We start from the raw sequence: 24,110 nt of genomic DNA, 5'->3' as shown, positions 1-24,110 counted from the left end.
CCTCGTCTCGGTCTCGTCTCCCGGCGGTCGCCCCCGGAGACCGTCTCCAGGGGCGGGGTCTGGCGCGGCGGCGCCCCGTCCCGTATTAGTTATCTCAGAAAACAAATCCGGTGGCCAGTCCCCGGACCGCGCACGAGAGAAGGACACACCATGCCGGAGCGCTTCTCCCCCACCCCCGCGGACCGCTTCGCCTTCGGTCTCTGGACCGTCGGCTGGCAGGGCCGCGACCCCTTCGGCGAGGCCACGCGGCCCGCCCTCGACCCGGTGGAGGCCGTCGAGCGGCTCGCCGGGCTCGGCGCGTACGGCGTCACCTTCCACGACGACGACCTGATCCCCTTCGGTACGCCGGAGGCCGGGCGCGACGCGATCGTGAAGCGCTTCCGGGCCGCCCTGGACCGCACGGGGCTCGCGGTGCCGATGGCCACCACGAACCTCTTCGCCCACCCCGTCTTCAAGGACGGCGCGTTCACCGCCAACGACCGGGACGTGCGCCGCTTCGCCCTGCGCAAGACCCTCCGGAACATCGACCTCGCCGTCGAGCTCGGCGCCGGCGTCTACGTGGCGTGGGGCGGCCGGGAGGGCGCCGAGTCCGGCGCGGCGAAGGACGTGCGGGTCGCGCTCGACCGGATGAAGGAGGCCTTCGACCTGCTCGGCCAGTACGTCACCGAGCAGGGCTACGACCTGCGCTTCGCGATCGAGCCCAAGCCGAACGAGCCGCGCGGCGACATCCTGCTCCCCACGATCGGGCACGCGCTCGCCTTCATCGAGCGCCTGGAGCGCCCGGAGCTCGTCGGCGTGAACCCGGAGACCGGGCACGAGCAGATGGCCGGCCTCAACTTCCCGCACGGCATCGCGCAGGCGCTGTGGGCGGGCAAGCTGTTCCACATCGACCTCAACGGCCAGTCGGGCATCAAGTACGACCAGGACCTCCGCTTCGGGGCGGGCGACCTGCGCCAGGCGTTCTGGCTGGTGGACCTCCTGGAGACGGCCGGATACGACGGGCCGCGCCACTTCGACTTCAAGCCGGTGCGCACGGACGGCGCCGACGGGGTGTGGGAGTCCGCGAAGAACTGCATGCGCAACTACCTGATCCTGAAGGAGCGTTCGGCGGCCTTCCGCGCCGATCCGGACGTCGTGGCGGCGCTCGACGCCTCCCGGCTGCCCGAGCTCGCCGTCCCCACGGCCGCCGACGGCCTGGCCGGGCTGCTCGCCGACCCGACGGCGTACGAGACGTTCGACGCGGACGCGGCGGCGGCGCGCTCGATGGCCTTCGAGCACCTCGACCAGCTGGCCCTGGAGCACCTCCTCGGGGTGCGCCGGTAGGCACGCGGTGTCGGCCGGGCCGCCCGGCCGCGTCCTTCGCCGGACCGCGGACGCCGGACCGCGGATGCCGGACCGCGGACGCCGGACCGCGGACGCCGGACCGCGGATGCCAGACTACGGACCGCGTCAGACCCCGCGCCGAGCCGCCCCCGAGGAACCGTGATGCGTGTCGCCCTCTTCGTCACCTGCGTCAACGACGCCGTCTTCCCGTCGACGGGCGTGGCCACGGTCCGGCTGCTCGAACGCCTCGGCGTGGAGGTCGACTTCCCGGCCGCGCAGACCTGCTGCGGGCAGCCGCAGTTCAACACCGGCTACCGCGAGGAGACCGTTCCCCTCGTACGGCGCACGGTGCGGGCCTTCGAGGGGTACGACCACGTCGTCGTCCCGTCCGGTTCGTGCGCGGCCATGGCCCGGCACCACTACGGCCCGTTCGGGGCGCGGGTGCCGGGGGCGGCGGACCTGGCGCCGCGCGTGTACGAGCTGACGGAGTTCCTGGTGGACGTGCTGGGCGTGACGGACGTGGGCGCGTACTTCCCGCACCGGGTGACGTACCACCCCTCCTGCCACGGTCTGCGCCTGCTCGGGCTCGGGGAGCGGCCCCGGCGGCTCCTGGAGGCGGTGAAGGGCCTGGACCTGGTGGAGCTGCCGGGCGCGGAGGAGTGCTGCGGCTTCGGCGGCACCTTCGCGGTGAAGAACCCGGACGTGTCGGCGGCCATGGGCGCCGACAAGATCGGGAACGCCCTGTCCACGGGCGCGGAGGTGCTGTGCGGCGCGGACAACTCCTGTCTGCTGCACCTGGGCGGCATGCTGAGCAGACGGGGGGCGCCGCTGCGCTCGCTGCACCTGGCGGAGATCCTGGCGAGCACGGAGGAGGAGCCCTGGCGATGAGCGGCGACGAGAGGAGCACCCCGACGGGGCCCGGTCCGGCCTTCGTCGGGATGCCGGCCTTCCCGGAGGCGGCGCGGAAGGCGGTCGGCGACACGACCCTGCGGGCCAACCTCCGGCACGCCACCCACACGATCCGGGACAAGCGGGCGCGGGCGGTGGCCGAGCTGGACGACTGGGCGGCCCTGCGCGAGGCGGGGAAGCGGATCAAGGACGAGACGCTCCGTCACCTGGACACGCATCTCCTCCGGTTGGAGGAGGCGGTGACGGCGGCGGGCGGGACCGTGCACTGGGCGCAGGACGCGGCCGAGGCGAACCGGATCGTCACCGACCTCGTACGGGCCACCGGCGAGAGCGAGGTCGTCAAGGTCAAGTCGATGGCCACGCAGGAGATCGGGCTCAACGAGCACCTGGAGGCGGAGGGGATCGCCGCGTACGAGACGGACCTCGCGGAGCTGATCGTGCAGCTCGGCGAGGACCGGCCCTCGCACATCCTGGTCCCGGCCATCCACCGCAACCGGGGCGAGATCCGCGACATCTTCCGGGAGAGGATGCGGAGTTGGGGCCGCCCGGCGCCGGAGGGGCTGGGCGACACCCCGGCCGAGCTGGCGGAGGCGGCCCGGCTGCACCTGCGGGAGAAGTTCCTGCGCGCCAGGGTCGGGATCTCGGGGGCGAACTTCATGGTCGCCGAGACCGGCACCCTGGTCGTGGTGGAGTCCGAGGGCAACGGCCGCATGTGCCTGACCCTGCCCGAGACCCTGATCTCGGTCGTCGGCATCGAGAAGGTGGTGCCGACCTGGCGGGACCTGGAGGTCTTCCTCCAGACCCTGCCCCGCTCCTCCACGGCCGAGCGGATGAACCCGTACACCTCGATGTGGACCGGCACCACCGACGGCGACGGCCCCTCGGCCTTCCACCTCGTCCTGCTCGACAACGGGCGCACCACCGCCCTCGCCGACGAGGTGGGGCGCCAGGCCCTGCGCTGCATCCGCTGCTCGGCCTGCCTGAACGTCTGCCCGGTGTACGAGCGGGCCGGCGGCCACGCGTACGGCTCGGTCTATCCCGGACCCATCGGCGCGATCCTCACCCCGCAGCTCCGGGGCACGGCGAGCGAGGTCGACGCCTCCCTGCCGTACGCCTCCTCGCTCTGCGGCGCCTGTTACGAGGTGTGCCCGGTCGCCATCGACATCCCCGAGGTCCTCGTGCACCTGCGGGGAAAGGTCGCGGAACAGGGCGGCCATCGCCTGGAGAGGGCCGCGGTCAGGGCCTCCGCCTGGGTCCTCGACCATCCGGGCGTGCTGGCCGCCGGGGAACGCCTCGCTTCCCGCACGCGCGCGCTGCACCCCCGGCGGGCGCCGGGACCGGGGGCCCGCCAGTGGGGCGAGAGCCGCGACCTGCCGGAGATGCCGGCCGAACCGTTCCGCGACTGGTGGAGGAAGAACCGCCCATGACCGACTCACGCGCGCGCGTCCTCGCCCGGATCCGCGCCGCCGTCGCGGACGCGCCCGAGCCGCCCGCCGTCGCCCGCGACTACCGGACGAGCCACACCGCCGAGGACCCGGCGGGCCTCCTCGACCTGCTCCACGAGAACCTCGTCGACTACCGGGCCCACGTCCACCGCAGCGGCCCGGACGGCCTGGCCGCGCTGATCGCCCGGATCCTGGCGGAGCGCGGCGCCCGCGGCGTCGTCGTCCCGCCCGGACTGCCCGACGGCTGGCTCGCCGCCACGGAGGCCGTCCGGCGGACCGACGAGCCCCCGCTGACCCCGTACGCGCTGGACGGCGTCGACGCCGTGGTGACGGGGTGCGCGGTGGCGGTCGCCGAGACCGGCACGATCGTCCTCGACGGCGGCCCGGGGCAGGGCCGTCGCGCCCTCACCCTCGTCCCCGACCTGCACCTGTGCGTGGTCCGGGCCCCGGAACAGGTCGTCGCCTCGGTCCCCCGGGCGCTCCCCCGGCTCGATCCGGCGCGCCCGCTGACCTGGATCTCGGGCCCGTCCGCGACGAGCGACATCGAACTCGACCGCGTCGAGGGCGTCCACGGGCCCCGGACGCTGGAGGTGATCCTGGTGACGGACAGATGACGGGACCCGACCGACCCGCACTTTCTCTCCCTTCTTCAAGTCACCGTGTCGGCACGGGACTTCGGGGTATCCGGGTGGTGGGCCGGTCCACCTCCGGATCAGCTCTCAAGGTGATCGTCCCGAAGGAGTGGAACATGACGACGCAGTACGGAAACCGTCCCACCGGTCAGCAGACCGCCGGGGCGAACGGCAACGTGCTGAGCATCATCGCGATCGTGCTGGGCGTGGTCGCGATCATCTTCTTCCCGATCGTGTTCGGCGTGATCGGCCTGGTCCTCGCCGTCATCGCCAAGTTCGTCCGGCACGAGCGGCTCTCCACCGTCGCCCTCGTGGTCAGCGCCGCGGGCCTGGTCCTGGGCATGATCCTCGGCGCCGTGGTCGCGAGCGCGTGACCCGGTGACCTGAGGGCCTGAGGATTTCGCACACGGAACCGTCCCGGCCGGCGGTCGTACCCCCACTCGTACAGGGGGCACGGCCGCCGGCCGGGACGGTTCCGTGTGTGCGCCCCGGCGCAGCCGGCCACGCCGGGTCAGCCGAGCAGGTCCGGCGCGCGCAGCATCTCGGGCGGGACGCCCCAGGCGTCGACGAGGTCGGCGGCGAGGGGGCGGACCTTGCGGCAGAGGTCGTTGACCTCGCGGGTGATCGCCTTGGAGCGCTGGACGGTCAGCCTGCCGTGTTCCATGAACCAGGCCCGGTCCGCCTCGATCGTCGAGAGGGCGAACAGGTCGCACAGCAGGCCGAGCGCCGCCTTGTTGCCGCCCTCGGGCAGCGCCCGCACCCCGTCGACGAACGCTTCGAGGACGAGGCGTTCGACGTGCGCGCGGGCGAGCGCGATGACGTGGTCCTGCACCTGCGAGAAGACGGTGCCGGGGTCGCGCTTCTGGTCGATCCCGCGCTTGAGCCGCCGGGCGACGCCGGCGAGCATGTGCTCCTCGCGGTAGCGGACCATGGCGAGCTGGTACTCCGGGTCGAGCAGCCCGGCCTCCCGGTCCCACTCGTCGCCGCCCGGCAGCAGGTCGCGGACCCGTTCGAGCAGCTTGTGGGCCGAGGTGCGCTCCATGACCGTCTCGACGGCCAGGCCGGTGACGTAGCGGACCGTGCCGAGCTGGTCGAGGTCCTCGAACTCGCTGGCGTGATCGGTGAGCAGGCCCTTGGCCACGAGCTGGAGCAGGACGTGGTTGTCGCCCTCGAAGGTGGTGAAGACGTCGCTGTCGCCCTTGAGGGCGGCGAACCGGTTGACGGCGAGGTAGCCGGCGCCGCCGCACGCCTCGCGGCACTCCTGGACGGTCCGGGTGGCGTGCCAGGTGCCGAGCGCCTTGGTGCCGGCGGCCCGTGATTCGAGCCGGCGCCGGGCCTGCGGGTCGTCCTCGGTGCCGGAGAAGACCTCGTGGAGCTGGGCGCGGACGACGTCCTGCGCGAAGTGCAGCGCGTACGTGCGGGCGACGAGGGGCAGCAGGCGGCGCTGGTGGAGTCCGTAGTCGAGGAGGAGCTGCTCCTCCGCTCCCGGGTTCGCCTCGAACTGCCTGCGCCGCACGGCGTACTTCACGGCGAGCGTCAGGGCGACCTTGGCGACGCCGACCCCGGCGCCGCCGACGCTGACCCGGCCCTGGACCAGCGTGCCGAGCATGGTGAAGAAGCGCCGGTTCGGGTTCTCGATCGGGCTCGTGTAGGCGCCTTCGGGGGTGACGTCGGCGAACCGGTTGAGCAGCGCCTCGCGCGGCACCCGTACGCCGTCGAACCGGATGCGTCCGTTGTCGACGCCGTTGAGACCCATCTTGCGTCCGTCGTCCTCGATGTGGACGCCGGGCAGGACCCGGCCGCCGGACCGGAGCGGCACGAGGAACGCGTGCACGCCCTCGGACGTGCCGTTCACCTCCAACTGGGCGAATACGACGCCCAGTTCGGCGTGGCGGGCGGCGTTTCCGATGTAGTCCTTGCGCGCCCCGTCGTCGGGGGTGGTGAGGACGAACTCCCGGGTGCCGGCGTCGTACCGGGCGACGGTGCCGAGCGCCTGGACGTTGGAGCCGTGGCCGGTCTCGGTCATCGCGAAGCAGCCCATCAGGCGGCCGGTGATCAGGTCCGGCAGGTGGGCCGCGTGGTGGCGCTCGGTGCCCAGGTGCAGGATCGCGCCGCCGAAGAGCCCGAACTGCACGCCGGTCTTCACCAGGACCGACAGGTCGCCGAAGGCCAGCGTCTCGAACGCGGCGATCGAGGCCCCGACGTCGCCGCCCCCGCCGTACTCGCGCGGGAAGCCCATGCCGGTCTGTCCCGTCGCGGCCATCGCGACCACGATCTCGCGCACCCGTTCGCGGAACGCGTCGACGCCGAGCTCGTCGGCCTCCTCCAGGACGGAGGAGTGCGTCACCAGGTTGGTCCGGACGAGGTCGCGGATCCCGGCGTACTCGCCGTCGAGCACCTCGGTCAGGGCCGGGACGTCGATCTCGGGCTGTACGTAGCCGCTTGCGGGGGTGGTTGCGTTGCTGGTGGCCATGCACCTTCGCTACCCCGGCCCGGGAGGGTCAAGCGGGGCGACCGGGTGGCGGCGCCGGCCGCGGTCCGCCGGGCACCCCCTACGGCACGCGGAACTGCGGGCCGTAGGTCTCCCGGGTGCCGGGGATCGGCATCTCCATGAGTTCGACGGCGGGCGACTCCAGCCTGCGCATGGCGCGCACCGCCGCGGTCAGGCTGTTCGCGTCCGTGTCGGCCCACGCGGTGTCGAGCGACTCCAGCATGCGGGCGTACGCGGCGTCGAAGGAGTCGAGGAGCCGCCGGGCCTCGTCGGGCGGGCCGTCCCAGCCGCCGGCCGGGACCCTGGCCATGGGCCGGGTGTCGGGAAAGGGCACGGCGGCGCCGGTGTACTGCCAGCCGCCGTCCTCCTCGCGCAGTCGACGGCCGTGGTAGATCTCGGCGAACGCGTAGTAGTGGGCCACGTGGTCGTCCCCCGGCGCGTCCGCGGGCGAGGCGGAGGTGCCTTCGCCCTGTTCGCGGATGACGTCGATGACGTGCTCGACCTCGTCGAGCGTCCCGACGGGCACGAGCTCGTCCTCGCCGATCCGCTCCCGCAGCTGCCGGGCCGTGGACAGTTCGGGGGCGGCCGACCGGAACGTCCTCAGGAGTTCCTCGTAGAAGAGGCCGATGCTGAGGAAGTCGTCGCCCCGGTCGGCGAGGGGCGCGGCGGGGGCCTCGACGGCCATCATCACGTCGTGCACGAACGGCTTGGTCAGGCCCGACAGGTAGACGGTGAGGCCGGGGTGCACCCCGCCGGGCAGCGGGCCCGGGTAGACGGGCGCCGACGACTTCAGGGCGGGCCGGCCGCCCACCGCCGCGAGCAGGTTGCAGACCACTCCGAGGTGGTACATCTCGTCGAGGAGGACGCGCCGGACGAGCTGGGCGGCCTCGCTCCCTCGGTCCTTGATCGACCACCAGCCGCACAGGTAGGGCGGGATCGTGGAGAGCTCGATCCCGACGGCCACCTGGAGGGCCGACCGGAGCCAGTCGTCGCGGCGGTTCCTCGGCGGGACGGCGAGCAGGCGCCTCACCGTCCCGCGCCCGGGGGCGAGGGGCGCTCCCGGTGCCGGCCGGCCCGACGCGTGGGCGGGGGCGGCGGCCGCCGTCGGCGCGGTGGCCGCCAGGGCGGCGGACGCCAGGAAGCCGCGGCGCCCGAGCGGGGCGGCCTCCGGTCCCCCGGGGGGTCTGCTCGTCTCCGTCACCGCAGCCTCCGTACTCGCTCCGTCACGGGGCGTGCCCGTGGACCGGGCAGCCGTGGACGATCATGAAGCTAACAGGAGAGGCCCCTCGTGCCCGGGTGCGCGAACCGCGTGGCGCGTCCTGCTCTCCGTCACCTCCATCGGCTTCGGCGGCTTCGGCGGCTTCGGCGGTTCCGGCGGTTCCGGCGAGGCGGTCGCGCTCGGAGGCACGGGACTCCGGACTCAGGCCTCTTCGGCCGCGGCCTCGCCGGGGGACCGTGCGGCCCTGCGCCTGCGGTACACGACCGTGCCGCAGAGGGCGAGGAGGAGGACGGCGACGGCGGCGATCCCGAGCGCCGTCTGCTCGGCGAACAGCCTTCCCAGTACTTCGAGGGCCCCGATCCCGGCGGTCGCGTAGATCAGCGCCCAGGCCGCTCCTCCCACGAACAGGGCGGGGAGGTAGCGGGGCAGGGGCATGCGCAGGGTGCCCGCGAGGAAGTTGGCGGCGGTCTGGAAGCCGACGGTCAGGAAGGAGACGGCCACTACCGGTGCGCCCCACCGCTGGATCGCCCGTTCCGCACGCAGGAACTTGGCCGAGGAGATCCGCCCGGCGAGCCTGCTGCGCCTGGCTCCGGCGCCGGTGAGCCATCCGACGGCGAACGTCCCTCCGGCGCGCAGGAGGACGATGGCGTACAGCGCGGCGGCCGTGAGCGCGATCTTATCCACGGTGCTCCGCCCCGCGTCCCGGACCGGGACGGACGTCTTCCGTCACCCGTTCCGAGGGGCCCGGCCCGGCGGGCCCGCGACGGGCGCGTGCCCGGTCTCCGTCTTTCACCTGGGATCCGCCCCCGCCCGTTCCGTCTCCTGCGTCTGTGCCGTGGCGGCTCCGGAACCCGGGCCCGGCGCCGAGCCGGGTCCGTCCGGCGTGGCAAGGTTAACCTAACCTAACGGGCGTGCACGGGGTAAACGGTCCGGACCCCGGACAGGGGACCCGTGCTCCCGGCGCCCCTCGGTGGGCGGGGGTGACGGCGACGGGGGTCAGACGGGCTCCCCCACGTCCTGCCGCTCCGGGGAGGCGCCGTCGAAGAAGTCGATGAAGCTCTGGGGAGCGCGGTCGCCGAGGCAGAGGTCCAGGATCTCGTGCGCGTCGGCGTAGAAGGCCTCGCTGCGCGGGAACAGGGCCTCCTCGTAGGCGGTGAGCGCCGCTTCGACGTCGTCGAGGTGTGCGGCGATCGCCTTTCCGAGTTCGGCGCCGTCGAACATCGCCAGGTTCGCGCCGTCGCCGGAGGGCGGCATCAGGTGCGCGGCATCGCCGATGAGCGTGACCCCGGGTACGCGGTCCCACCGGTGTCCGTCCGGGAGCGTGTGGATCATGCGGGCGACCGGAGCGGTCCCGCCGTCGGTGATCAGGGCGGTCAGGTGCGGCGCCCATCCGTCGAACTCGGCCGCGATCCGGGTGCGCGCGGCGTCCGGGTCGGTGAAGTCGACCGCGGCGATCCACTCGGCGGGGCGGCGGAGCTGGACGTACGTGTGCAGGACGTCGCCCGCCTCGCGGTGGGCCGTGATGCCCTTGCCCGGGGCGAGCGCGTACATGGCGCCCGCGCCGACCGCCTCCGCCGTCGCGAGGTGCCGCCGGTCGACGTCGTGCAGGTAGGTCTCGACGAACGTCGTGCCGGTGTACGCGGGCCCGGCGTCGGAGACCAGCGGCCTGACCTTCGACCAGGCGCCGTCGGCGCCGACGAGGATGCCGCTGGTCACGGTCGAGCCGTCGGCGAAGGCCACCTCGTGGCGTCCGCCGCCGAGGGGGCGGACGGCGGTGACCTTGTGGCCCCAGCGGACGGTTCCGTCGGGCAGGGAGTCGAGCAGGATCCGGCGCAGGTCTCCGCGCAGCACCTCCGGGCGCCGGGCCGTGCCGTCGTCGGGCAGGTCGAGCAGCAGCGTGCCGTCCCGGTCGAGCACGCGTGCCGCCTCGGCGCCCTCGTGGATGATCGCGCGGAACTCCTCGGTGAGGCCGGCGTCCGCGAGCGCGCGCTGTCCGTCGCCCTCGTGGATGTCGAGCTGTCCGCCCTGGGTGCGGGACTCGGCCGAGGGGTCGGCCTCGTAGACGGTCGCGGGGACGCCGTGGACGTGGAGGACGCGGGCGAGGACGAGGCCGCCGAGGCCCGCTCCGATGATCGTGACCGGTGTCGTCATGGTGTCATTCCCTTCGTCGTGACCATGGAACGTCGTTCCATTCTCCATGGTGGAACGATGTTCCAGTCGTGTCAAACTTGGTGCCATGGCGACCAGACCCCAGCGGACCGAACGACGTACCGACGCGCTCTCCAAGGAGCGGATCGTCGAGGCCGCGATCGAGATCCTCGACACCGACGGCGAGAGCGCCCTGACCTTCCGCGCGCTCGCGGCGCGCCTGGCCACGGGGAGCGGGGCGATCTACTGGCACGTCGCCAACAAGGAGGAGCTGCTCGCGGCGGCCACCAACGGCGTCGTCGCCCGCGCCCTGACGGACGTGCCGGACGACGGGGACCCGCGGGAGGCGATCCGGGCCGTCGCCCTGGGGGTCTTCGACGCGATCGACGCGCACCCGTGGGCGGGCGCCCACCTCTCCCGCGCGCCGTGGCTGGCCGCGCTGCCGCAGATCTTCGAGGGCATCGGCGGCCGGCTCGCCGCGCTCGGCGTCCCCGAGGAGGCGTGGTTCGACTCCGCGTCCGCGCTCGTGAACTACGTCCTCGGCGTCGCCGGGCAGAACGCCGCGAACGCCCGTCTGCACGCCCACGGGACCGACCGGGAGGCCTTCCTGGGCGCGGTCGCCGAGCAGTGGGAGCGGCTCGATCCCGCGCGGTACCCGTTCGTGCGCCGCCTCGCGGAGCAGTTGCCCCGGCACGACGACCGGGAGCAGTTCCTCGCCGGGATCGACCTCATCCTGGCCGGCGTCGAGGCCTCCCTGCGCGGGTGAGCGAACAGGAGCCCGCGCTCCGGACCGCTCAGTCGGCCCGCTGCTCCGGGGGCGCCTCCTCCGTCCGGAGGGGACGGGGGGCGAAGCGGACCGGGGCCTGGAAGGACATCAAGGCAATTGGACCGAACACGCACACGTTCGGTGATCATTTGTCAGACAGGTCCTAGTGCTCTCAGGAACGCGCCGAATCCGTGCGGCGCGCGTGGAGTGGTCCGTCCGGAGGTGGTGACGGGGCAGGCGTCTGTGCGCAGTACGCGGGTGTCGGGGGGCAGGGCGGCGACGAGGGCGTGGTCCTCTCCGTACGGCACGGCGGGGAAGCCGCCCGCCCGCAGATAGGTGTCCGCGCGGATGCCGAGGTTGGCCCCGTGCACGTGGGGGTGCGCCCAGTCGGGCCCGTCGCGGCCGGCGAAGTAGTGCGCGTCGTGCAGCGCCCGTACCGGCGGGGCGAGGGACGGATGGGGGGCGACGCGGACGGTGCCGACCAGGCACTGCCGGCCCCGGCGGGCGTGGTGCAGGTGGTGGACGAGCCAGTCGGGCGGGACCCGGCAGTCGGCGTCGGTGGTGGCGATCCAGGTCTCCTCGGGGCGCGTCCCGCAGAGCTCCAGGGCCCGCGCCACGGCGGCGGCCCGGGCGGCACCGGCCATCCGGTGCGCGACCTCCACCACGTCCGCCCCGTGCCGGACCGCCGTGGCCGCGGTGGCGTCCGTGCAGGCGTCCGCCGCGACCACGACCGTGCACGGCGGGAACGCGGCGAGGCGCCGGGCGCGGTGGACCGAGCGAAGCGCCGCGGGAAGGTCTACGGCCTCGTCGTGCGCCGGCACCGCCACGACCAGTGCGCCGATCGTGGCGGTCACACCAGGCCCTCGGCGGCGGCCGGCGAAGGCGGCAGGGTGCCGTCGGGCAGGGGACGGGTGTACGTACCGAGGGTGAAGTCGGGATCGGCGAAGCCGGGCCCGGTGACGAGTCCGGGCACGGCCTCCAGGTACGGGCGCAGCTGCTCGCCGGTCAGCCGGTGCTCGGGCACGGGGTGGTTCCAGTGCACGGTCACCAGCGAGCCTCCCGGCTCCAGGGAGGCGACGGTCCGGCGCAGGATCTCCCGCAGCCTAGCGTCGTCGAAGTAGTACAGCAGCTCGGACAACACCACGAGGTCGAAACGGCCGGTGGGCCACTGGTCCGGTACGACGAGGTGCTCGACGCTGACGTGCGGCTGGTCGCGGTTGCGTGCCGCCGCCGTCTCCACAGCTCGCTCTACCCGGTCCGCCGCCACCACTTCGTCGCACCGTCCGGCCAGCATCCGGGTGAGCACTCCGGCGGAACAGCCCGGCTCGAACGCGCGGCGGTAGCGGCGCCGGGGCAGGGCGGCCAGCGTCAGCGCGTACTTGCGCTGCTCGTACCAGCGGTTCGCCAGGTCCCAGGGATCGGAGGTGTCCGCGTACATGCGGGCGAAGTAGCTTTCCGGCGTGGAGGATCCGGTGTCGCCCACCAGTGAGTCCGCGTCCTTCATGCGGTGTCTCCTTCGACGAAGACGGTTTCGAAGAGGCGTTGGTGGTGGTCGAGCTCGTCCGGTGGCAGCACCACGCCCGGGTGGTCGGCGAGCGGCGCGATCTGCGTCCGGAAGCACCGCACGGCGGCCTTCTTGCGGTTCAGCAGCTCTGTGGTCAGCGACAGGCGGCGCAGACGGTCCCAGGGCACGCGGACGTCACCGGGAGTGGCCCAGTGCCACATCCACACGGGGTACTGCCACAAGGGAACGGCCGCAGCGGCCGCGGCCGTCCTCGCGGCCCGGCCCGCCGCCTCGTGGTCGGCGTGCAGATCGCCGCTCCACGGAGCCACACACAACCCTGCGCCCGTTTCCCGCACCAGATGCTCTATCCGTGCGGCGACCAGATCCTCCGCCTCGTCGACGCGCGTGTCCGCGATGCCCATCCGGTACCGGAAAGCAGGGTCGAGGCCGAGCACGTCCAGCGCCTCGGCCAGCTCCCTCCGTCGTACCCGAGCCAGTTCGGGAGGGGGCAGTACCCGGCTTCCGGGGTGGGAGCCCTCCCCGTCCGTCACCGTCAGCACGTGCACCTGCCGTCCCGCCGCCGCCAGCCGGCTCGCGGTCCCTCCGAACCCGAGGACCTCGTCGTCGGGATGGGCCGCCACGACGAGCACCGGCCCGTCGGGCAGTACCGCCTCGGGCCTATGCTCGCGCCCGGCCCATGCGGCCCACACCTCCTCGGCGGTGCCCGCGGCGTCGATGGCGTCGGCGGCCCGTCGCCGGTCGGCGGAGATCACAGGGGGAAGATCGGTGGCGGGCCGTTCAGCCATCGGTCTCCTCCTTCACGGCGGCCGTGTCCGCCGTCTCGTCAGTCACCAGACGGCCCAGCGCGGCGAGATCGCGTTCGGCATGGTGCTGGCGGATGTAGACGGTGAGGTCGGCGACCCGTCGGGCGTGCTCGGCGTCGTGGCACAGCGGCCCCGCACCGAGCGCCCGGCCGACCTCGTCCAGTACGCGCGCGCAGACGTCGGCCACCAGGGCGCGTACCCGGCCCGCACGCAACTGAGCGGGCGGACCGTCCTCCAACGGCTCGGCGTCGATCGCGGCCGCGGCGGCGTCGAGCGCCCACTGTGCGCTGTGCAGCAGGACGTCCACGGCGCCCAGGTGGGCCGCCAGCAGTGGGTCCGGCGCGCGATGGCGTGCCGCTGCGAACAGTGCGTCGGCGATGCCCCGGGCGCCGCCCAGCCAGCACGCGGCGACCCCCACCCCGCCGTGGGCGAAGCCGGGGCGCCGCAGGTAGGCGTCCACACCGCCTATCGCCCGGGCCGGCACCGCGGTGAAGCGCACGTCCGGGGTGTCGCTCCCCGCCATGCCCACCGCACGCCACGTGCCGGCGACCGGGGCGTACCCCGGGTGGTCGGTCGCGACGGCGAACAGCCGGTACCCGTCGTCGGTCTCGGCGGTGACCAGCGCGTGCGTACAGGTGTGCGCACCAGAGCAGTACCCCTTCAACCCATCGAGCCGCCAGCCGTCGTTTCCGTCCGGACGGGCACGCAAAGTCGTCCCGGGCGGTCGCGCCGCCCACACCCCCCAGCGTTCTCCCGCAGCCGGTGCAGGTGCGCCGAGCTCGTGCAGGATGGCCGTGGCGTCCGCATGCCCTTCCGCCAGCCGGGCGAGTGAGAGGTCCGCCCGGCCGAGTGACTGCAGCGCTGTGAATCGCTCCTGCGTCCTGCCCGAGCCGGGCAGCGGCAACCGCTCAGCCCCGTCCTCCACCCACCGGGCGAACCGCTCGGCGGCGACGCGCCCCGCCATGTCGGCCGAATCCGGATTCGGGCTCGTGTTCTGGGATGTCAGAGAGGTCGCCATGATCTACGGGTACACCCGAAGTCCGTTCTCATGCATCGCGAACACATCATCCTGATGGTCTGCTCGCGAGCCCTCGGCAGACCACCGGCTGTGCAGGACGGCCGACAGCGCTTCTGTGGCATTCGGAGCTGGTCTGCAGCCGTTCGGATGCAAACAGGCTGCCCCATGTCCCTCACCGCAGTCGCATTCGGTCAGGGGGTGAGATCCAGGACGCGGACGGCTTCGCTTTCCCAGCGCCCCCGGACTGGTGGTGGCGACGAGCGCGCCGTCGGGCCGGCCGGGGATGGGCTGAGCGGCATGCCGGGTGTGGGCCTGGCCCAGGTGGCCTGCTGTCCGGGCTGCATCGCGGGAGTCTATTCAGCAGTGGAGGCCTTGGTGGTCGCCTGCCCGGCGGCGGTCACCGAAGGCGCGAGCGCATGTCTTCGCCCGCTCGTTCCCGGTCCCCGGGTCAGGCCGCGGGGGTGCCGCGGGTCCGGGTGCGGGGGCGGTCGGTGGAGAGCACGGCCCAGACGCGGCGGCCGTCGTCGGAGGCGTCGGTGCCGCAGCTCGCGGTGCCGGGGACGGCGGCAAGGTTGGCGAGGACCGTCTCGTCGGGCACGGCGTCGGCGTGGCTGAGGACGGCGATCAGGAACATGCCCTCCTGGTCGGCGAGGTGGACGCTGATGCGCCGGCCGTGGTCAACGGTGACCGCGCCGACGAGGAGACGGACGGCCTGCTGGAGCTGGTCGTCGTCGGGGCGGACGTAGCCCCAGGCGCGGACGGTCGCGGTGACCTTGGTGACGACCTGGGCGGCAGTCCACGGGTAGGCGGTGAAGGCCCAGTTCGCGGCGCGCCGGTTCCGGACGGTCATGCGGGGCCGGCGGGTCTGTACGCGGGCCTGTCCAGGGCCGGGGAGCGGCAAGGAGGTGGTGACGGGCCTCGTCGACGGCTTCGGCCGCGGGGGCTCGACGGGCTTCCGCTGCGGGGGCGGGGTGCGGGGAGGGTAGGTCGGCGGCAGCTTCGGGCCGTTGCCGTCCATGGGCAGCGGTTCGTTCACGGCGGCCTCCTCGCAATCCCGACCATCCTGACAGCGCAGACCGCCTTCGCGCGGCTGATTCGCCAAACCCCCGGTACGGAGCCTGCACACCGAGCTCGGGAACATCACCGCCTTTCTCCCCACCCCGGAGACGACGGCGAGCAGCGCCGGTGGCGGCGGACAGCCGGCGTCCTCGGAGCAGGCCTTTCCGGCCGGGACGGCCCAGGCCCCGCCGGCACCTTCCGTCCGGCCCGGCGCCGTGGTGGTCATCGCCCCCGGCACCACGCCTACCTAAACCGGCGCCGCCCAGCCGGCAACCGCATCCGCCACCACCCCGCAGGGATCCTCCGTGATCAGCAATCCCACCTCCGGCGAGCAGTCCTCGCAGGGAGAGTCCGACCGGGACCAGGCCCTCAAGCGCGCTATCGAGGCCGTGTGCCTGGGGACCCCGGCCGACCAGCCCTCCCCAACCACACAGGCCCCGGTGGAAAGCCCGAGGAACCGCAGGTCGAACACGGAGTGCCACTGCGGGCCGCCGGGGTGGTCTCCGCCAAGGTCGTCACCCACCACCACACCTGGGAATAGCCCGCCGCATACACCGTCGACCACGACCACTTCCGCATTCCTCCGGCCGTCGACGACTTGCCTGACGGCCGCATCACTACCACCGTCTCGGACCGTTCCCTGATCGCCCCGCTGATCGTGCTGTAGGAGACCCGCTCCGCCAGCAGCCTGGGCGCCGACCGGGACCTAGCCTCCACCTACCAGCGCGCCGATACCGCCCTGAACAACGTCACCGGCCAGGGCACCACCATCCGCATCGTCCTCAACAAAGGCCACGGCCAGGGCGACGAGCACGACGACGATAGCGAGGACGACGAGGGCGGCCAGAACAAGAGCCCGGTCCGCTGAGACCGCTGAGCACGCACTTGCCAAGAGGCACTCATCCGCCTTGGCGCAGGACAGGTGCGGCGGTCGGCACCGGTCATCCGGCGCGTTCGGCGCGGGCCCGTCGGATCGCGGCGATGCGGATGGTCTCGTTGGCCTGGCGCCGCTGGACACGGATCTCTCCCAGAGGTGTCGGCGTCTCATCCTCCTGGTCTTCCTCGGCGTCAGGGAAGACGCGGGCGCCGAGATCGCGGCGGAACTGGAGCAACCCCCCGCTGGCGCGGGGACGACGGCATGGGTCTCGCCGGGGAGGCCGTAGATCAAGGAGCAACCCCTGCGGGCGCGAGGACGAGCCTCACCTGATCCGGAGGACCTCCGTGCCCAAGGAGTAACCCCCGCGGGCGCGGGGACGACGCCGGAGCCGGTCGGCCCGACGAAGGTGACGTGGAGCAACCCCCGCGGGCGCGGGGACGACGACACGACCCGGACGATGACGCGCAGAAGCGGCGAGCAACCCCCGCGGGCGCGGGGACGACACTTGCCGACCTGCGGTGTTGTCACGCGATCATGCTGTTCTACTTCACGTAGTTTGGGGACGCCACGCCTGTCCGCCTTGGCGCGGACGGGCGATGAGGGTGAGGCCGTCGAAGTCGACGGGGGTCCAGCGGTCGCGGCCAGCGGTGCGGGTGGTCCAGCCCTGTTCGGTTGTCGCGGGTTCGATCATGACAGCTTGGCCGTCGTGGATGCGGTCGGTGAGGATGGCCCAGAGCCGGTCACGGATGCGCGGGTTGGGATTGCCGACGAAGATGCCAGCGGCGACTTCGACGAACCATCGGGTGAGGTGGCCGCGGAGCCCGGGCGGGGCTGCGATGAGGACGATCACAGTGGTGCCGACGCTCATGAGGCTGGGCCCCCGGAGGTGGTGTCGTCCGACTCGGGCCGCTCCGAGGGCTCAGGGGTCTCCGGGATGATGTCAAGGTGGTCCGTGGCACTCCAGTTACGGCCGCTGCTGACGACGGTGTCGCCGTCGTCCCAGAGTGCGCCGAGGTCCTCGTCAACGAGGTCGGTTTCCTCGGGGACGAGGAGCCGTTTGATGTCGGCGACGATGCGGGGCAGGAGTTTGCCGCGGACGATGGCGTCCCGCAGGGCAGTGCGTGCGTCGCGTTCCGAGGTTAGGCCTTGGGCTGTGAGGTCGAAGGCGAGCGGGATGGTGAACTCGGCCTTGTAGAGGTCGGCGATGTCCAGTACGAAAGAGAGCGCGTTTCCGGTGTGGACGAAGCCGAGGGCGGGACTGGCGCCAAGCCCGGTAATTGCCGCGTGACAGATGCCGTAGAGGGCAGAGTTGGCGGCGGACAGGAGGCGGTTGACGTCGTCACCGGCGGCGAAGGCGTCGCCGGGCTTGTAGTCGCGTTTCGTCCAGGGGACGCCGGTGCGCTGCGCGTGTTGGGAGTAGAGGCGGCGGATGCGGGTGCCTTCTCTGCCTCTCAGTTGCTGGAGGGTCAGGCCGGTGGTGTCCTCGCCGGGGAATCGCACGTCATACATGCGGCGGGCCACAGCGACGCGTTCCTTGGGACGGGTGACCAGCCATGCCTGCCGTAGCTGAAGCTGTGACCCTCTCGCTGTGCTGGTGCCGGTGGCGTAGAGGCGCACGCCTTGCTCGCCGACCCAGCACACGGCGGTGCCGGAGTCGGCGAGCAGGGTGACGGCAGGGTGGGTGATGCGGCTGCCAGGACCGACGAGGAGGACGGCGAGCCAGGCGGCCGGGACGTGGATGGTTCGTGCCTTGTTGACCAGGACGATGGCGTTGTCATCGCGGTCGATGTGGCAGCGTTCGGCGTAGAGGCTGCTGATGCGGTCCTCGAGCCGGTGGACATCCTGAGGCCCGGTCCGCCACCAGGGGTCAGCCATGGTCGGCCCTTTCCGTGGGGCGCAGTGGTGCCAGCGTGAGGAGGCCCTGTCCGTAACCCTTGGCGGGGCCGATGCCGCCAAGGAGGGCGGAGCGCAGCGCATCAGGATCGGTGACGCGCAGGCGCCCTTCGAAGGTGGCGGTGGACAGGGTGACACGGGGGCCGGCCTTGTGCTTGGTGAAGCGCAGGGTGTCACGGCTGACGATGGCGACCGCTGGCCCCGCCGACGGTGCCGGCGCTTCTGGTTGGCCACCGCCTGCCTGTAGGCCGGGTCCGGGAGGCGTAGCCGTCGCGTCGGGGATGGTGAAGCCGTGGCGTTCGCTCCGCTTGAGCAGCCATGTGAGCTGCTGTTCCACGGTGCGGTGGGCTACGCGGAATCCGCGGTGTCGGTTGCCGTGGTTGGCTTCCTCCTTGAGACGGGCCGCTTGTTCCTCACTCGGTCGGGTAGGTCGGGGGACGTTCTGGACGGGGTTGGCGGTGAGGCGGAAGCCGAACTCCCGGCCGCGGGTGATGCGTTCGAGGAGTGGTGTGTAGTCGGCGATGAGTGGGGCGCCTCCGTCGGCTCCGGGCCAGCCGGCGTCATCGATGAGGTGTGCCCAGGAAGGGCGGCTCTCGGTGAGGACGAGGACTTCGGCCCGGTGGGGGGTGTTGTTCTCCAGCCGCCACAGCACCCGCTCGGTGACGGGCTGTACAGCCAGTCCGGCGAGAACGGCGGCGTGCAGGCGGTGGGGGCTGGACAGCAGAGATACGGCCGTGCGACGGCGCGGGTTCAGTGCGATCTTTGACAGGTAGGGCATGTAGGTCACCAGCCCAGGAGAGTGAACGGGTCGTGGTCGGACTGTCCGATGGTGCCGGTGTCCGGTTGGGCGAGGCCGGTGGGCAGGGTGACCCAGAGGTGGCGCACGGCGCGACGGCCGAAGCGGGTTCCGGACTTGAGGTCGAAGGTGTCGGGGACGTCGACGGCGAGCTGGTCGCCGGCCGGGTCCTCGACGGTGGCCTCCAAGGACACGGTGGCGCCCTGGGCCTGGGCGCGTCGGTGGTTGCCCGCCTGCCACGGCACGTTCTTCAGCGTGCCCTCCAGATCCGTGTCGGAACGCAGACCGAGGCTGACGGGGCCGGCCGGCGGGCAGGAGCGACGGCCGAGGGAGAGGGGGTAGACGGGGTTGCGTACGGCCTCCTCCAGACTCTCGAGCAATGGCTTCGGTCCTTGCAGGGCGGCGACGAAGACGGCGTCCTGGAGGTAGAAGCGCTGGGTGACGCCGGTGTACTTGGCCGGGGTGGTGCGGGTCTGCTGTCCCTTGGCATTGGTCTTGGCCGAGAGCAGCGGGATTCCTCGGTAGTCGCTGTAGGTGTGGTAGTCGCGCAGCAAAGTGCCGGGTTGATCGACCCGGACGCCGAGTCGCAGGCCGACCAGGTCGGTGAGGGACGCCTCACGGTCGCGGCCTTCGGCGGCAGCCAGAAGGCCGAGGACACCGGACTTGGTGGGCTGGGGGCGTGTTTCGCGCCGGTTGTAGCGGGAGGGGCCGCCCCAGGACTGCAGGGGGGCGGCCAGCCGCAGCACTAGGACGCAGTGGTCGCTGACGGTCGTCACGCGCTGGCCTCCGAAGCTTCGGAGGGGGTGATTCCGCCGCCGTTGAGCCACTCGCCGACCAGGGCGTTGACCGAGTCGAGGAGGGAGGGGAAGGGCAGGGAGGAGCCGAAGACCTCAGTGACCTTGTCGCCCTCGGCGGTATAGGTGGCCAGGGTCCGCAGCGGCTTGTTGCCCCAGGTATCACCGACCGCCCGAAGCTCGTCGGCGAGCCGCACCACGGACTCGGCGGCCAGGCCGGTGACACCGGTGACGGGCTCCTCGTAGGCGGAAACGAGGTTCACCGGCTGGTCGGTGCGAACCGTCAGCAGCACCAGGTGGGGCAGGGTGCGGTGGGCGAAGGAGTTCTGGTGCCCGGTCGGCATGGAACGGGCGAACGCGTCGACGAAGCGGACCGCTGTTTCGCGGGTCTCGTCGGCGTCGGAGAGATTGTCACGGAGCTGGTGCACTCCAAGGACGGCGTACCGGTACAGCGTGGAGGAGTTGAACTCGACGGTGCCGATCATCCCAGCGCCGTGGTCCTCGGTGTTCTCGTCGTCGACCGCGGTGTAGTAGTCGAACTCGGTGCGCACGGCGTGGGTGGACAGGGCGTGCGCGACCTGGACGGAGGCGTCCACGTTCAGCGTGGGGAGGTCGGCAACCATGCGGCCGAAGAGGGCGACCTCTGCCGGGTGGCCGGTGGACAGCGTCTGCACGACGGCCAGCTTCTTGACCTCGCTCTTCAGCTCTTCACCGGCCAGGGCAGCCAGCTCGGCGGCGCGCCCGTCGAGCAGCTTCACCAAGACGTCGAGTTGCTTCTTGCCGAAGAACAGCAGGTAGGCGGACTGGTCGTCCTTCTTGGCGGACTTGGTGATGCCCAGGGGCTCGAGCAGAGCGGCGGCCAGGCGGTCGGCCTGCTCCTGGGTGAGGCCGGCGCCGCCCTGATCGGCGGGCTGGATGAGCCGCTGGGCGAGCAGGGTAGCGATCCGCTTGGTGCGGGTGGCCCGGTCGGCCTCGGGTACCTGCCGGGCGTACTCGGTCCGGGTCGCCCGCTTCCACGCCTGCGAGGAGACGCGGGCTCGGCGGGCCCCGCCGTAGACGGCCTGCTTCGGGGTCCCGGAGTCGTCCCGGTTGACGTTGGACGGGGGAAGGCTCTGCAGGATGTGGACCTCGACGAACAGACGCTTCTGGCTCATGGCATGACTCCTTGAAGGCAGGGGGCGCCACGGAGACGGGCGCGCGAACAATGCGGATGCGGAAACGGGTTGACGACATGAGGCCGCGTAGCCGGCGTCCGGAGAACCCGAACGCCGGCGACTCGACCCCGTGCCGGCGAGGCAGGCGGAACTGCCCTCGATCGGTGGTGTCAGGAAGTCGTGGCGCGGTGGAAGTCGAGGTCCCAGCGCTGCCGAAGTCTGCTGGCGGCGTGCGGCCGACGGGGATCGTCCCAGGCCCGCAGAGCGGAGCGGAGTTGGTCGTAGTCGAGCTCGACGCTCGCTCGGTTCAGCAGCGGGACGAGGGATCGCAGATGCGCGGCGAGTTCGTCGGAGTCGTTAGAGGTCAGCAGGGCCCCGAAGCGCTTCTCCAGCGACGCGGTCGCGCTCTTTCCCTCGCCGCCGGCGGCAGCCTTTCGCGCGAGCAGGCCGGCGGCCGTGCCAGGGCTTGCTCCCGGAAGGTGCATCCGCTGTGCGTGCGTCTGCTGGTGCCGTGCGAACAGAGTGAGGGCCGTGTGCTCGGCCGCCAGGTCCCGGGTCAGAGAACCTCGGTCACGCCGCTCGGACGCCATGCGGGTGCGATGGAACGGCCACATCGCGGCAACCGTCCCCGCCTCCCGCCCGGTGCCGGAGCGCAGCGCAGCCAGCTCAGCGCCGGCATCCCGGCTGCCGGGGACGAACGTCGCCCAGTACGGCGCCGGCTCCTCTCCGGCACGGTCACCTTCCTCTTCACCCGGGTCGGTGTACTGCAGGCCCCAGGCCCGCAGCGTCCGGTTGCGCCCCGGCCCGTCCCACTGGGCCATCTCACGGAACAGACGCGTGTAATCCACACCGATGTCCGCCTGCCGCAGAAGCGGCACAAGCCGCTGCAGGTGCTGCGCCAGTTCGTGCAGATCCTGCGCGGTGGCCGCCGCGATCAGCCGCCGTTCCACCGAGGACTCGGTCAGCGCCTGGCTTTGCTGCAGCCGCAGGCACGCGGTCCCCAGCCCAACGCCCGCCTGGTGGACCGGGCTGGACGCGGCATGCTGGTGCAGACCGAACAGGGTCAGCGTGTAGTGCTCGGCAAGGTAGGAAGCGGGAAGACGGTCCGGCTCACCGTCCGGAAGGAAGATCCGGTGGACCGTCCGCATCGACGCGACGGTGCCGGCCTCACGGCCGGCGCCCTTCGTTATAGCCCTGAGCTTCCGCGTCACATACTCCGGAAACTCTGCACGCCGCCCCTCACTCCGTGCCGCATGCCAGTCCTCGGCGGCTTCTTCCCAGAAGAACGGGCGTGCACGGCCCGCCGTGCCGCGCGCTGCCTGTGAACTGTCGAAAGACGTCATGCCGCGGCCACCTCCTCGGCAGCCGTGCCACGTTCCTCGGCGGCACGCTCCAGGATCTCTGCCAGTTTCTTCCGGAAGACGCCGATGGCCTTGCCGCTGCGGTACACGAACTCCTTGTCGCCGTTCTTGACCGTGCGTCCCACGATGGCGCGCGGCGGGACGGCGGCGAGCAGAAGGTCGGCCTCCCTGCCCGCAGCGATCCACACGGTCTGCTCCCACGCGAGCTGGGCGCGTTCCAGAAGCTCATCGTCATCCGCACCGACGGTCCGCAGCCCGACGAGCAGGCGGCGCATCGTCCGGTCGAGGGAGTGGAGGAACTGCGCGGAGGGCCGGCTGCCCTTGTCCCGGGGTAGCGGATCGCCGCCTGAGGCGCGCCGCAGGTCGTTGTTCAGGCCGTCGAGAGCCCGGGCGACCAGGTCGGCCTGGTCCACGCACTCCAGCAGTGCCTCGCGCAGCCATTTGTCCTGAGCGAGCAGAGCGTTCACGGGAAGGGGCAGGTCGTCGCCGATGGCATTTTCCACCACGGCGGACTGGTTGCCGTACTCCAGGCCCGAGATCTCCACGCCGAGCGGGTACTGTCCGGCAAGTACCTGATCGGACTGCAGGTCGCCGATCTGGCGCAGCAACTGTGACGTGTACGGGCCGTCGCCGTCCTTCGGCAGAGCCATCGCCAGCAGGGTGCTCAGTCCCTGCCAGGCTGCCCGGCCGGAGGCATGCCGGCGGGGCCGCCGGTGGGGCTGGTCCTTCTTCGGCTTGGCCGTGTGGTGCCAGGCGGTGTGCGGGTCGTCATCGGGCGTTCGGGCCAGCCGGTCGCCGGCGGACACGATCACCTTGTTCACCCGCAGGCCTTGCTCCATCTCACAGGTGAACAGACGGACCCGGCGGGCCTGGAAGGTCAGCAGGTCCAGTAGGCCACTCGCCGGGCGCTCCGACCATGCCGGGGAGGCCGGCGACTTGCAGCCGAGGCCCGCCGGACGCTCGTCCCACGCCCACTGCGGCCGGTCGCCGGCCGCCAGACCGTCGGGCAGCACCGGTGTGTTCAGCAGCAGCGTCTCGTACAGAGTCTCACCGACAGGGACGACGGTGCCGAGCTGACCGAGCGGCCCGGTGGGGTTGCCAGTCGTCTTCCCGTTCTTCGCCTGCGGGTCCCCTTCGGCGCCGGTTTTGATCGACGCCGTGTCCCAGCAGTGCACGTGCAGCAACCAGAGCAGGGCGTCACCGGGCGTCAGCAACAGCTCGTCGGCCTCACTCAGCGCGCTGAACAGCGGCACGTTGTTGCCCGACGCCACCGACGGCACCAGCTGCGCGGCCGACTTCGTCTCCCCGTTCAACGCCTTCAGGCAGGCGACTTGCGCGAACGGGCGCTCGGCAGCGAACAGCCGGAAACGGTCTCCGTAGCGCTCGGGCCCCAGGTAGTGCGTGAGGCGTTCCAGCTCCTGCCCGGAGAACTTCCCGCGCCTGAACCACTCACCCCATTCCTTCCGATTCCGCGGCACACCCAGGGCGTCGAACATGACGGGCAGCAACAGCTGGCGGATTACCACCGGCAGCATCGTGTGCACCGGGAGCTCAAGGCGCCGGACGCTGTGCGCTTGGGTCAAGATGTTCAGCAGACCGGCGGGCTTTGTGACACCATCCAAGCCGACCGCGGTCAGCGCCGCGCCGTGGACCAGGTCTCCATTGACGTCCATGGCGGCTTCCCCCTCCATGATGCAACCCACGTCCTTATGGACATGGGGACGGCGGCCCGATGCGGTTCTCCCCAGGCCCGCATCGCCTCGCCACTTCTCACGCTTGCACACAACGTTCGCTGCTTACAAGCTGGTTGGCCGATCTCCCACAGCAACATTCAGCCATCCCCGAGCCATGGCCAAAGGCTCGATAGGCTCTACCTGGCGTGGCGTGTGGAGCGCTT

At 72.1% G+C, this 24,110-nt stretch carries 22 protein-coding genes and 1 CRISPR repeat array; of the genes, 6 read left to right on the top strand and 16 right to left on the bottom strand.

What is annotated here, in order from left to right; translation table 11 throughout:
* The first annotated feature begins 150 nt into the window (after window positions 1–150).
* The 5 genes from xylA to ACIP5O_RS21260 all read left to right on the top strand — a co-directional run bounded on the left by xylA (window position 151) and on the right by ACIP5O_RS21260 (window position 4,683).
* Window positions 151–1,323: a xylose isomerase gene (gene xylA, locus ACIP5O_RS21280; protein WP_401295486.1), complete on the top strand. Its 1,173-nt coding sequence runs from the start codon at window positions 151–153 to the stop codon at window positions 1,321–1,323.
* A 162-nt stretch (window positions 1,324–1,485) separates the two neighbouring features.
* Window positions 1,486–2,211, top strand: coding sequence for a (Fe-S)-binding protein (locus ACIP5O_RS21275; protein WP_401295484.1), 726 nt, complete (start codon window positions 1,486–1,488; stop codon window positions 2,209–2,211).
* The gene (locus ACIP5O_RS21270; protein ID WP_401295482.1) at window positions 2,208–3,659 is read left to right on the top strand and encodes a lactate utilization protein B; all 1,452 of its coding nucleotides are present in this window, start codon (window positions 2,208–2,210) and stop codon (window positions 3,657–3,659) included. Before ACIP5O_RS21275 ends, ACIP5O_RS21270 begins: the two co-directional genes overlap by 4 nt.
* Complete coding sequence (locus ACIP5O_RS21265; RefSeq protein WP_401295480.1) at window positions 3,656–4,291, top strand: lactate utilization protein C; 636 nt, start codon at window positions 3,656–3,658, stop codon at window positions 4,289–4,291. Before ACIP5O_RS21270 ends, ACIP5O_RS21265 begins: the two co-directional genes overlap by 4 nt.
* Window positions 4,292–4,425: 134 nt before the next feature.
* Window positions 4,426–4,683 carry a hypothetical protein gene (locus ACIP5O_RS21260; protein ID WP_401295478.1) on the top strand — a complete coding sequence of 86 codons (258 nt, stop codon included), beginning with the start codon at window positions 4,426–4,428 and terminating at the stop codon, window positions 4,681–4,683.
* 137 nt (window positions 4,684–4,820) lie between these two features.
* On the opposite strand, the gene ACIP5O_RS21255 is transcribed toward ACIP5O_RS21260, so the two are convergent.
* From ACIP5O_RS21255 to ACIP5O_RS21240, 4 genes are all read right to left on the bottom strand, one after another.
* The gene (locus ACIP5O_RS21255) at window positions 4,821–6,782 is read right to left on the bottom strand and encodes an acyl-CoA dehydrogenase (protein WP_401295476.1); all 1,962 of its coding nucleotides are present in this window, start codon (window positions 6,780–6,782) and stop codon (window positions 4,821–4,823) included.
* 79 nt (window positions 6,783–6,861) lie between these two features.
* Window positions 6,862–8,001, bottom strand: a complete 1,140-nt coding sequence (locus ACIP5O_RS21250; RefSeq protein ID WP_401295474.1) for a ferritin-like protein — start codon at window positions 7,999–8,001, stop codon at window positions 6,862–6,864.
* Window positions 8,002–8,220: 219 nt separating this feature from the next.
* Complete coding sequence (locus ACIP5O_RS21245) at window positions 8,221–8,703, bottom strand: DedA family protein (protein WP_401295472.1); 483 nt, start codon at window positions 8,701–8,703, stop codon at window positions 8,221–8,223.
* Window positions 8,704–9,015: 312 nt separating this feature from the next.
* A complete protein-coding gene (locus ACIP5O_RS21240; protein WP_401295470.1) occupies window positions 9,016–10,170 on the bottom strand; it encodes an FAD-dependent oxidoreductase in 1,155 nt (384 codons plus the stop codon).
* Between the two features lie 85 nt (window positions 10,171–10,255).
* On the opposite strand from ACIP5O_RS21240, the gene ACIP5O_RS21235 reads away from it, so the two are divergent.
* A complete protein-coding gene (locus ACIP5O_RS21235; RefSeq protein WP_401295468.1) occupies window positions 10,256–10,933 on the top strand; it encodes a TetR/AcrR family transcriptional regulator in 678 nt (225 codons plus the stop codon).
* 152 nt (window positions 10,934–11,085) lie between these two features.
* Here ACIP5O_RS21235 and ACIP5O_RS21230 read toward each other — a convergent pair whose 3' ends face one another.
* The 12 genes from ACIP5O_RS21230 to casA all read right to left on the bottom strand — a co-directional run bounded on the left by ACIP5O_RS21230 (window position 11,086) and on the right by casA (window position 23,886).
* Window positions 11,086–11,787: a glycosyltransferase gene (locus ACIP5O_RS21230; RefSeq protein ID WP_401295466.1), complete on the bottom strand. Its 702-nt coding sequence runs from the start codon at window positions 11,785–11,787 to the stop codon at window positions 11,086–11,088.
* The gene (locus ACIP5O_RS21225) at window positions 11,784–12,437 is read right to left on the bottom strand and encodes a class I SAM-dependent DNA methyltransferase (protein WP_401295464.1); all 654 of its coding nucleotides are present in this window, start codon (window positions 12,435–12,437) and stop codon (window positions 11,784–11,786) included. Before ACIP5O_RS21225 ends, ACIP5O_RS21230 begins: the two co-directional genes overlap by 4 nt.
* Entirely contained in the window at window positions 12,434–13,243 is an 810-nt protein-coding gene (locus ACIP5O_RS21220) for a PIG-L deacetylase family protein (protein WP_401295462.1), read from the bottom strand. Before ACIP5O_RS21220 ends, ACIP5O_RS21225 begins: the two co-directional genes overlap by 4 nt.
* Window positions 13,236–14,279, bottom strand: coding sequence for an acyl-CoA dehydrogenase (locus tag ACIP5O_RS21215; RefSeq protein WP_401295460.1), 1,044 nt, complete (start codon window positions 14,277–14,279; stop codon window positions 13,236–13,238). Before ACIP5O_RS21215 ends, ACIP5O_RS21220 begins: the two co-directional genes overlap by 8 nt.
* Window positions 14,280–14,727: 448 nt before the next feature.
* On the bottom strand, window positions 14,728–15,315 hold the full coding sequence (locus tag ACIP5O_RS21210) for a hypothetical protein (protein WP_401295458.1): 588 nt from the start codon (window positions 15,313–15,315) through the stop codon (window positions 14,728–14,730).
* A 1,134-nt stretch (window positions 15,316–16,449) separates the two neighbouring features.
* Window positions 16,450–16,718: a CRISPR direct-repeat array (repeat unit 24 nt; unit sequence AACCCCCGCGGGCGCGGGGACGAC).
* 44 nt (window positions 16,719–16,762) lie between these two features.
* The gene (gene cas2e / locus ACIP5O_RS21205; RefSeq protein WP_401295456.1) at window positions 16,763–17,083 is read right to left on the bottom strand and encodes a type I-E CRISPR-associated endoribonuclease Cas2e; all 321 of its coding nucleotides are present in this window, start codon (window positions 17,081–17,083) and stop codon (window positions 16,763–16,765) included.
* Window positions 17,080–18,090: a type I-E CRISPR-associated endonuclease Cas1e gene (gene cas1e / locus ACIP5O_RS21200; protein ID WP_401295454.1), complete on the bottom strand. Its 1,011-nt coding sequence runs from the start codon at window positions 18,088–18,090 to the stop codon at window positions 17,080–17,082. The genes cas2e and cas1e overlap by 4 nt, the downstream gene beginning before the upstream one ends.
* Window positions 18,083–18,886, bottom strand: a complete 804-nt coding sequence (gene cas6e / locus ACIP5O_RS21195; protein ID WP_401295781.1) for a type I-E CRISPR-associated protein Cas6/Cse3/CasE — start codon at window positions 18,884–18,886, stop codon at window positions 18,083–18,085. Before cas6e ends, cas1e begins: the two co-directional genes overlap by 8 nt.
* A 5-nt stretch (window positions 18,887–18,891) precedes the next feature.
* The gene (cas5e, locus tag ACIP5O_RS21190) at window positions 18,892–19,680 is read right to left on the bottom strand and encodes a type I-E CRISPR-associated protein Cas5/CasD (RefSeq protein ID WP_401295452.1); all 789 of its coding nucleotides are present in this window, start codon (window positions 19,678–19,680) and stop codon (window positions 18,892–18,894) included.
* The gene (gene cas7e, locus ACIP5O_RS21185) at window positions 19,677–20,852 is read right to left on the bottom strand and encodes a type I-E CRISPR-associated protein Cas7/Cse4/CasC (protein ID WP_401295450.1); all 1,176 of its coding nucleotides are present in this window, start codon (window positions 20,850–20,852) and stop codon (window positions 19,677–19,679) included. The genes cas5e and cas7e overlap by 4 nt, the downstream gene beginning before the upstream one ends.
* A 170-nt stretch (window positions 20,853–21,022) precedes the next feature.
* On the bottom strand, window positions 21,023–22,195 hold the full coding sequence (gene casB / locus ACIP5O_RS21180; protein ID WP_401295448.1) for a type I-E CRISPR-associated protein Cse2/CasB: 1,173 nt from the start codon (window positions 22,193–22,195) through the stop codon (window positions 21,023–21,025).
* Complete coding sequence (gene casA / locus ACIP5O_RS21175; protein ID WP_401295446.1) at window positions 22,192–23,886, bottom strand: type I-E CRISPR-associated protein Cse1/CasA; 1,695 nt, start codon at window positions 23,884–23,886, stop codon at window positions 22,192–22,194. The genes casB and casA overlap by 4 nt, the downstream gene beginning before the upstream one ends.
* Between the last annotated feature and the right edge of the window lie 224 nt (window positions 23,887–24,110).

Origin of the sequence: Streptomyces sp. NPDC088915 (assembly GCF_044749825.1) — a bacterium.
Taxonomy (GTDB): Bacteria; Actinomycetota; Actinomycetes; order Streptomycetales; family Streptomycetaceae; genus Streptomyces.
This window is presented reverse-complemented; position numbering and strand designations above follow the sequence as displayed.

Coding starts and splice junctions, on each gene's coding strand:
- ACIP5O_RS21240 (WP_401295470.1), bottom strand. CDS start 10,170: ATGACGACACCGGTCACGATCATCGGAGCGGGCCTCGGCGGCCTCGTC.
- cas1e (WP_401295454.1), bottom strand. CDS start 18,090: ATGGCTGACCCCTGGTGGCGGACCGGGCCTCAGGATGTCCACCGGCTC.
- ACIP5O_RS21260 (WP_401295478.1), top strand. CDS start 4,426: ATGACGACGCAGTACGGAAACCGTCCCACCGGTCAGCAGACCGCCGGG.
- cas2e (WP_401295456.1), bottom strand. CDS start 17,083: ATGAGCGTCGGCACCACTGTGATCGTCCTCATCGCAGCCCCGCCCGGG.
- ACIP5O_RS21265 (WP_401295480.1), top strand. CDS start 3,656: ATGACCGACTCACGCGCGCGCGTCCTCGCCCGGATCCGCGCCGCCGTC.
- casA (WP_401295446.1), bottom strand. CDS start 23,886: ATGGACGTCAATGGAGACCTGGTCCACGGCGCGGCGCTGACCGCGGTC.
- cas6e (WP_401295781.1), bottom strand. CDS start 18,886: ATGCCCTACCTGTCAAAGATCGCACTGAACCCGCGCCGTCGCACGGCC.
- casB (WP_401295448.1), bottom strand. CDS start 22,195: ATGACGTCTTTCGACAGTTCACAGGCAGCGCGCGGCACGGCGGGCCGT.
- ACIP5O_RS21220 (WP_401295462.1), bottom strand. CDS start 13,243: ATGGCTGAACGGCCCGCCACCGATCTTCCCCCTGTGATCTCCGCCGAC.
- ACIP5O_RS21255 (WP_401295476.1), bottom strand. CDS start 6,782: ATGGCCACCAGCAACGCAACCACCCCCGCAAGCGGCTACGTACAGCCC.
- ACIP5O_RS21275 (WP_401295484.1), top strand. CDS start 1,486: ATGCGTGTCGCCCTCTTCGTCACCTGCGTCAACGACGCCGTCTTCCCG.
- xylA (WP_401295486.1), top strand. CDS start 151: ATGCCGGAGCGCTTCTCCCCCACCCCCGCGGACCGCTTCGCCTTCGGT.
- ACIP5O_RS21225 (WP_401295464.1), bottom strand. CDS start 12,437: ATGAAGGACGCGGACTCACTGGTGGGCGACACCGGATCCTCCACGCCG.
- cas7e (WP_401295450.1), bottom strand. CDS start 20,852: ATGAGCCAGAAGCGTCTGTTCGTCGAGGTCCACATCCTGCAGAGCCTT.
- ACIP5O_RS21215 (WP_401295460.1), bottom strand. CDS start 14,279: ATGGCGACCTCTCTGACATCCCAGAACACGAGCCCGAATCCGGATTCG.
- ACIP5O_RS21235 (WP_401295468.1), top strand. CDS start 10,256: ATGGCGACCAGACCCCAGCGGACCGAACGACGTACCGACGCGCTCTCC.
- ACIP5O_RS21270 (WP_401295482.1), top strand. CDS start 2,208: ATGAGCGGCGACGAGAGGAGCACCCCGACGGGGCCCGGTCCGGCCTTC.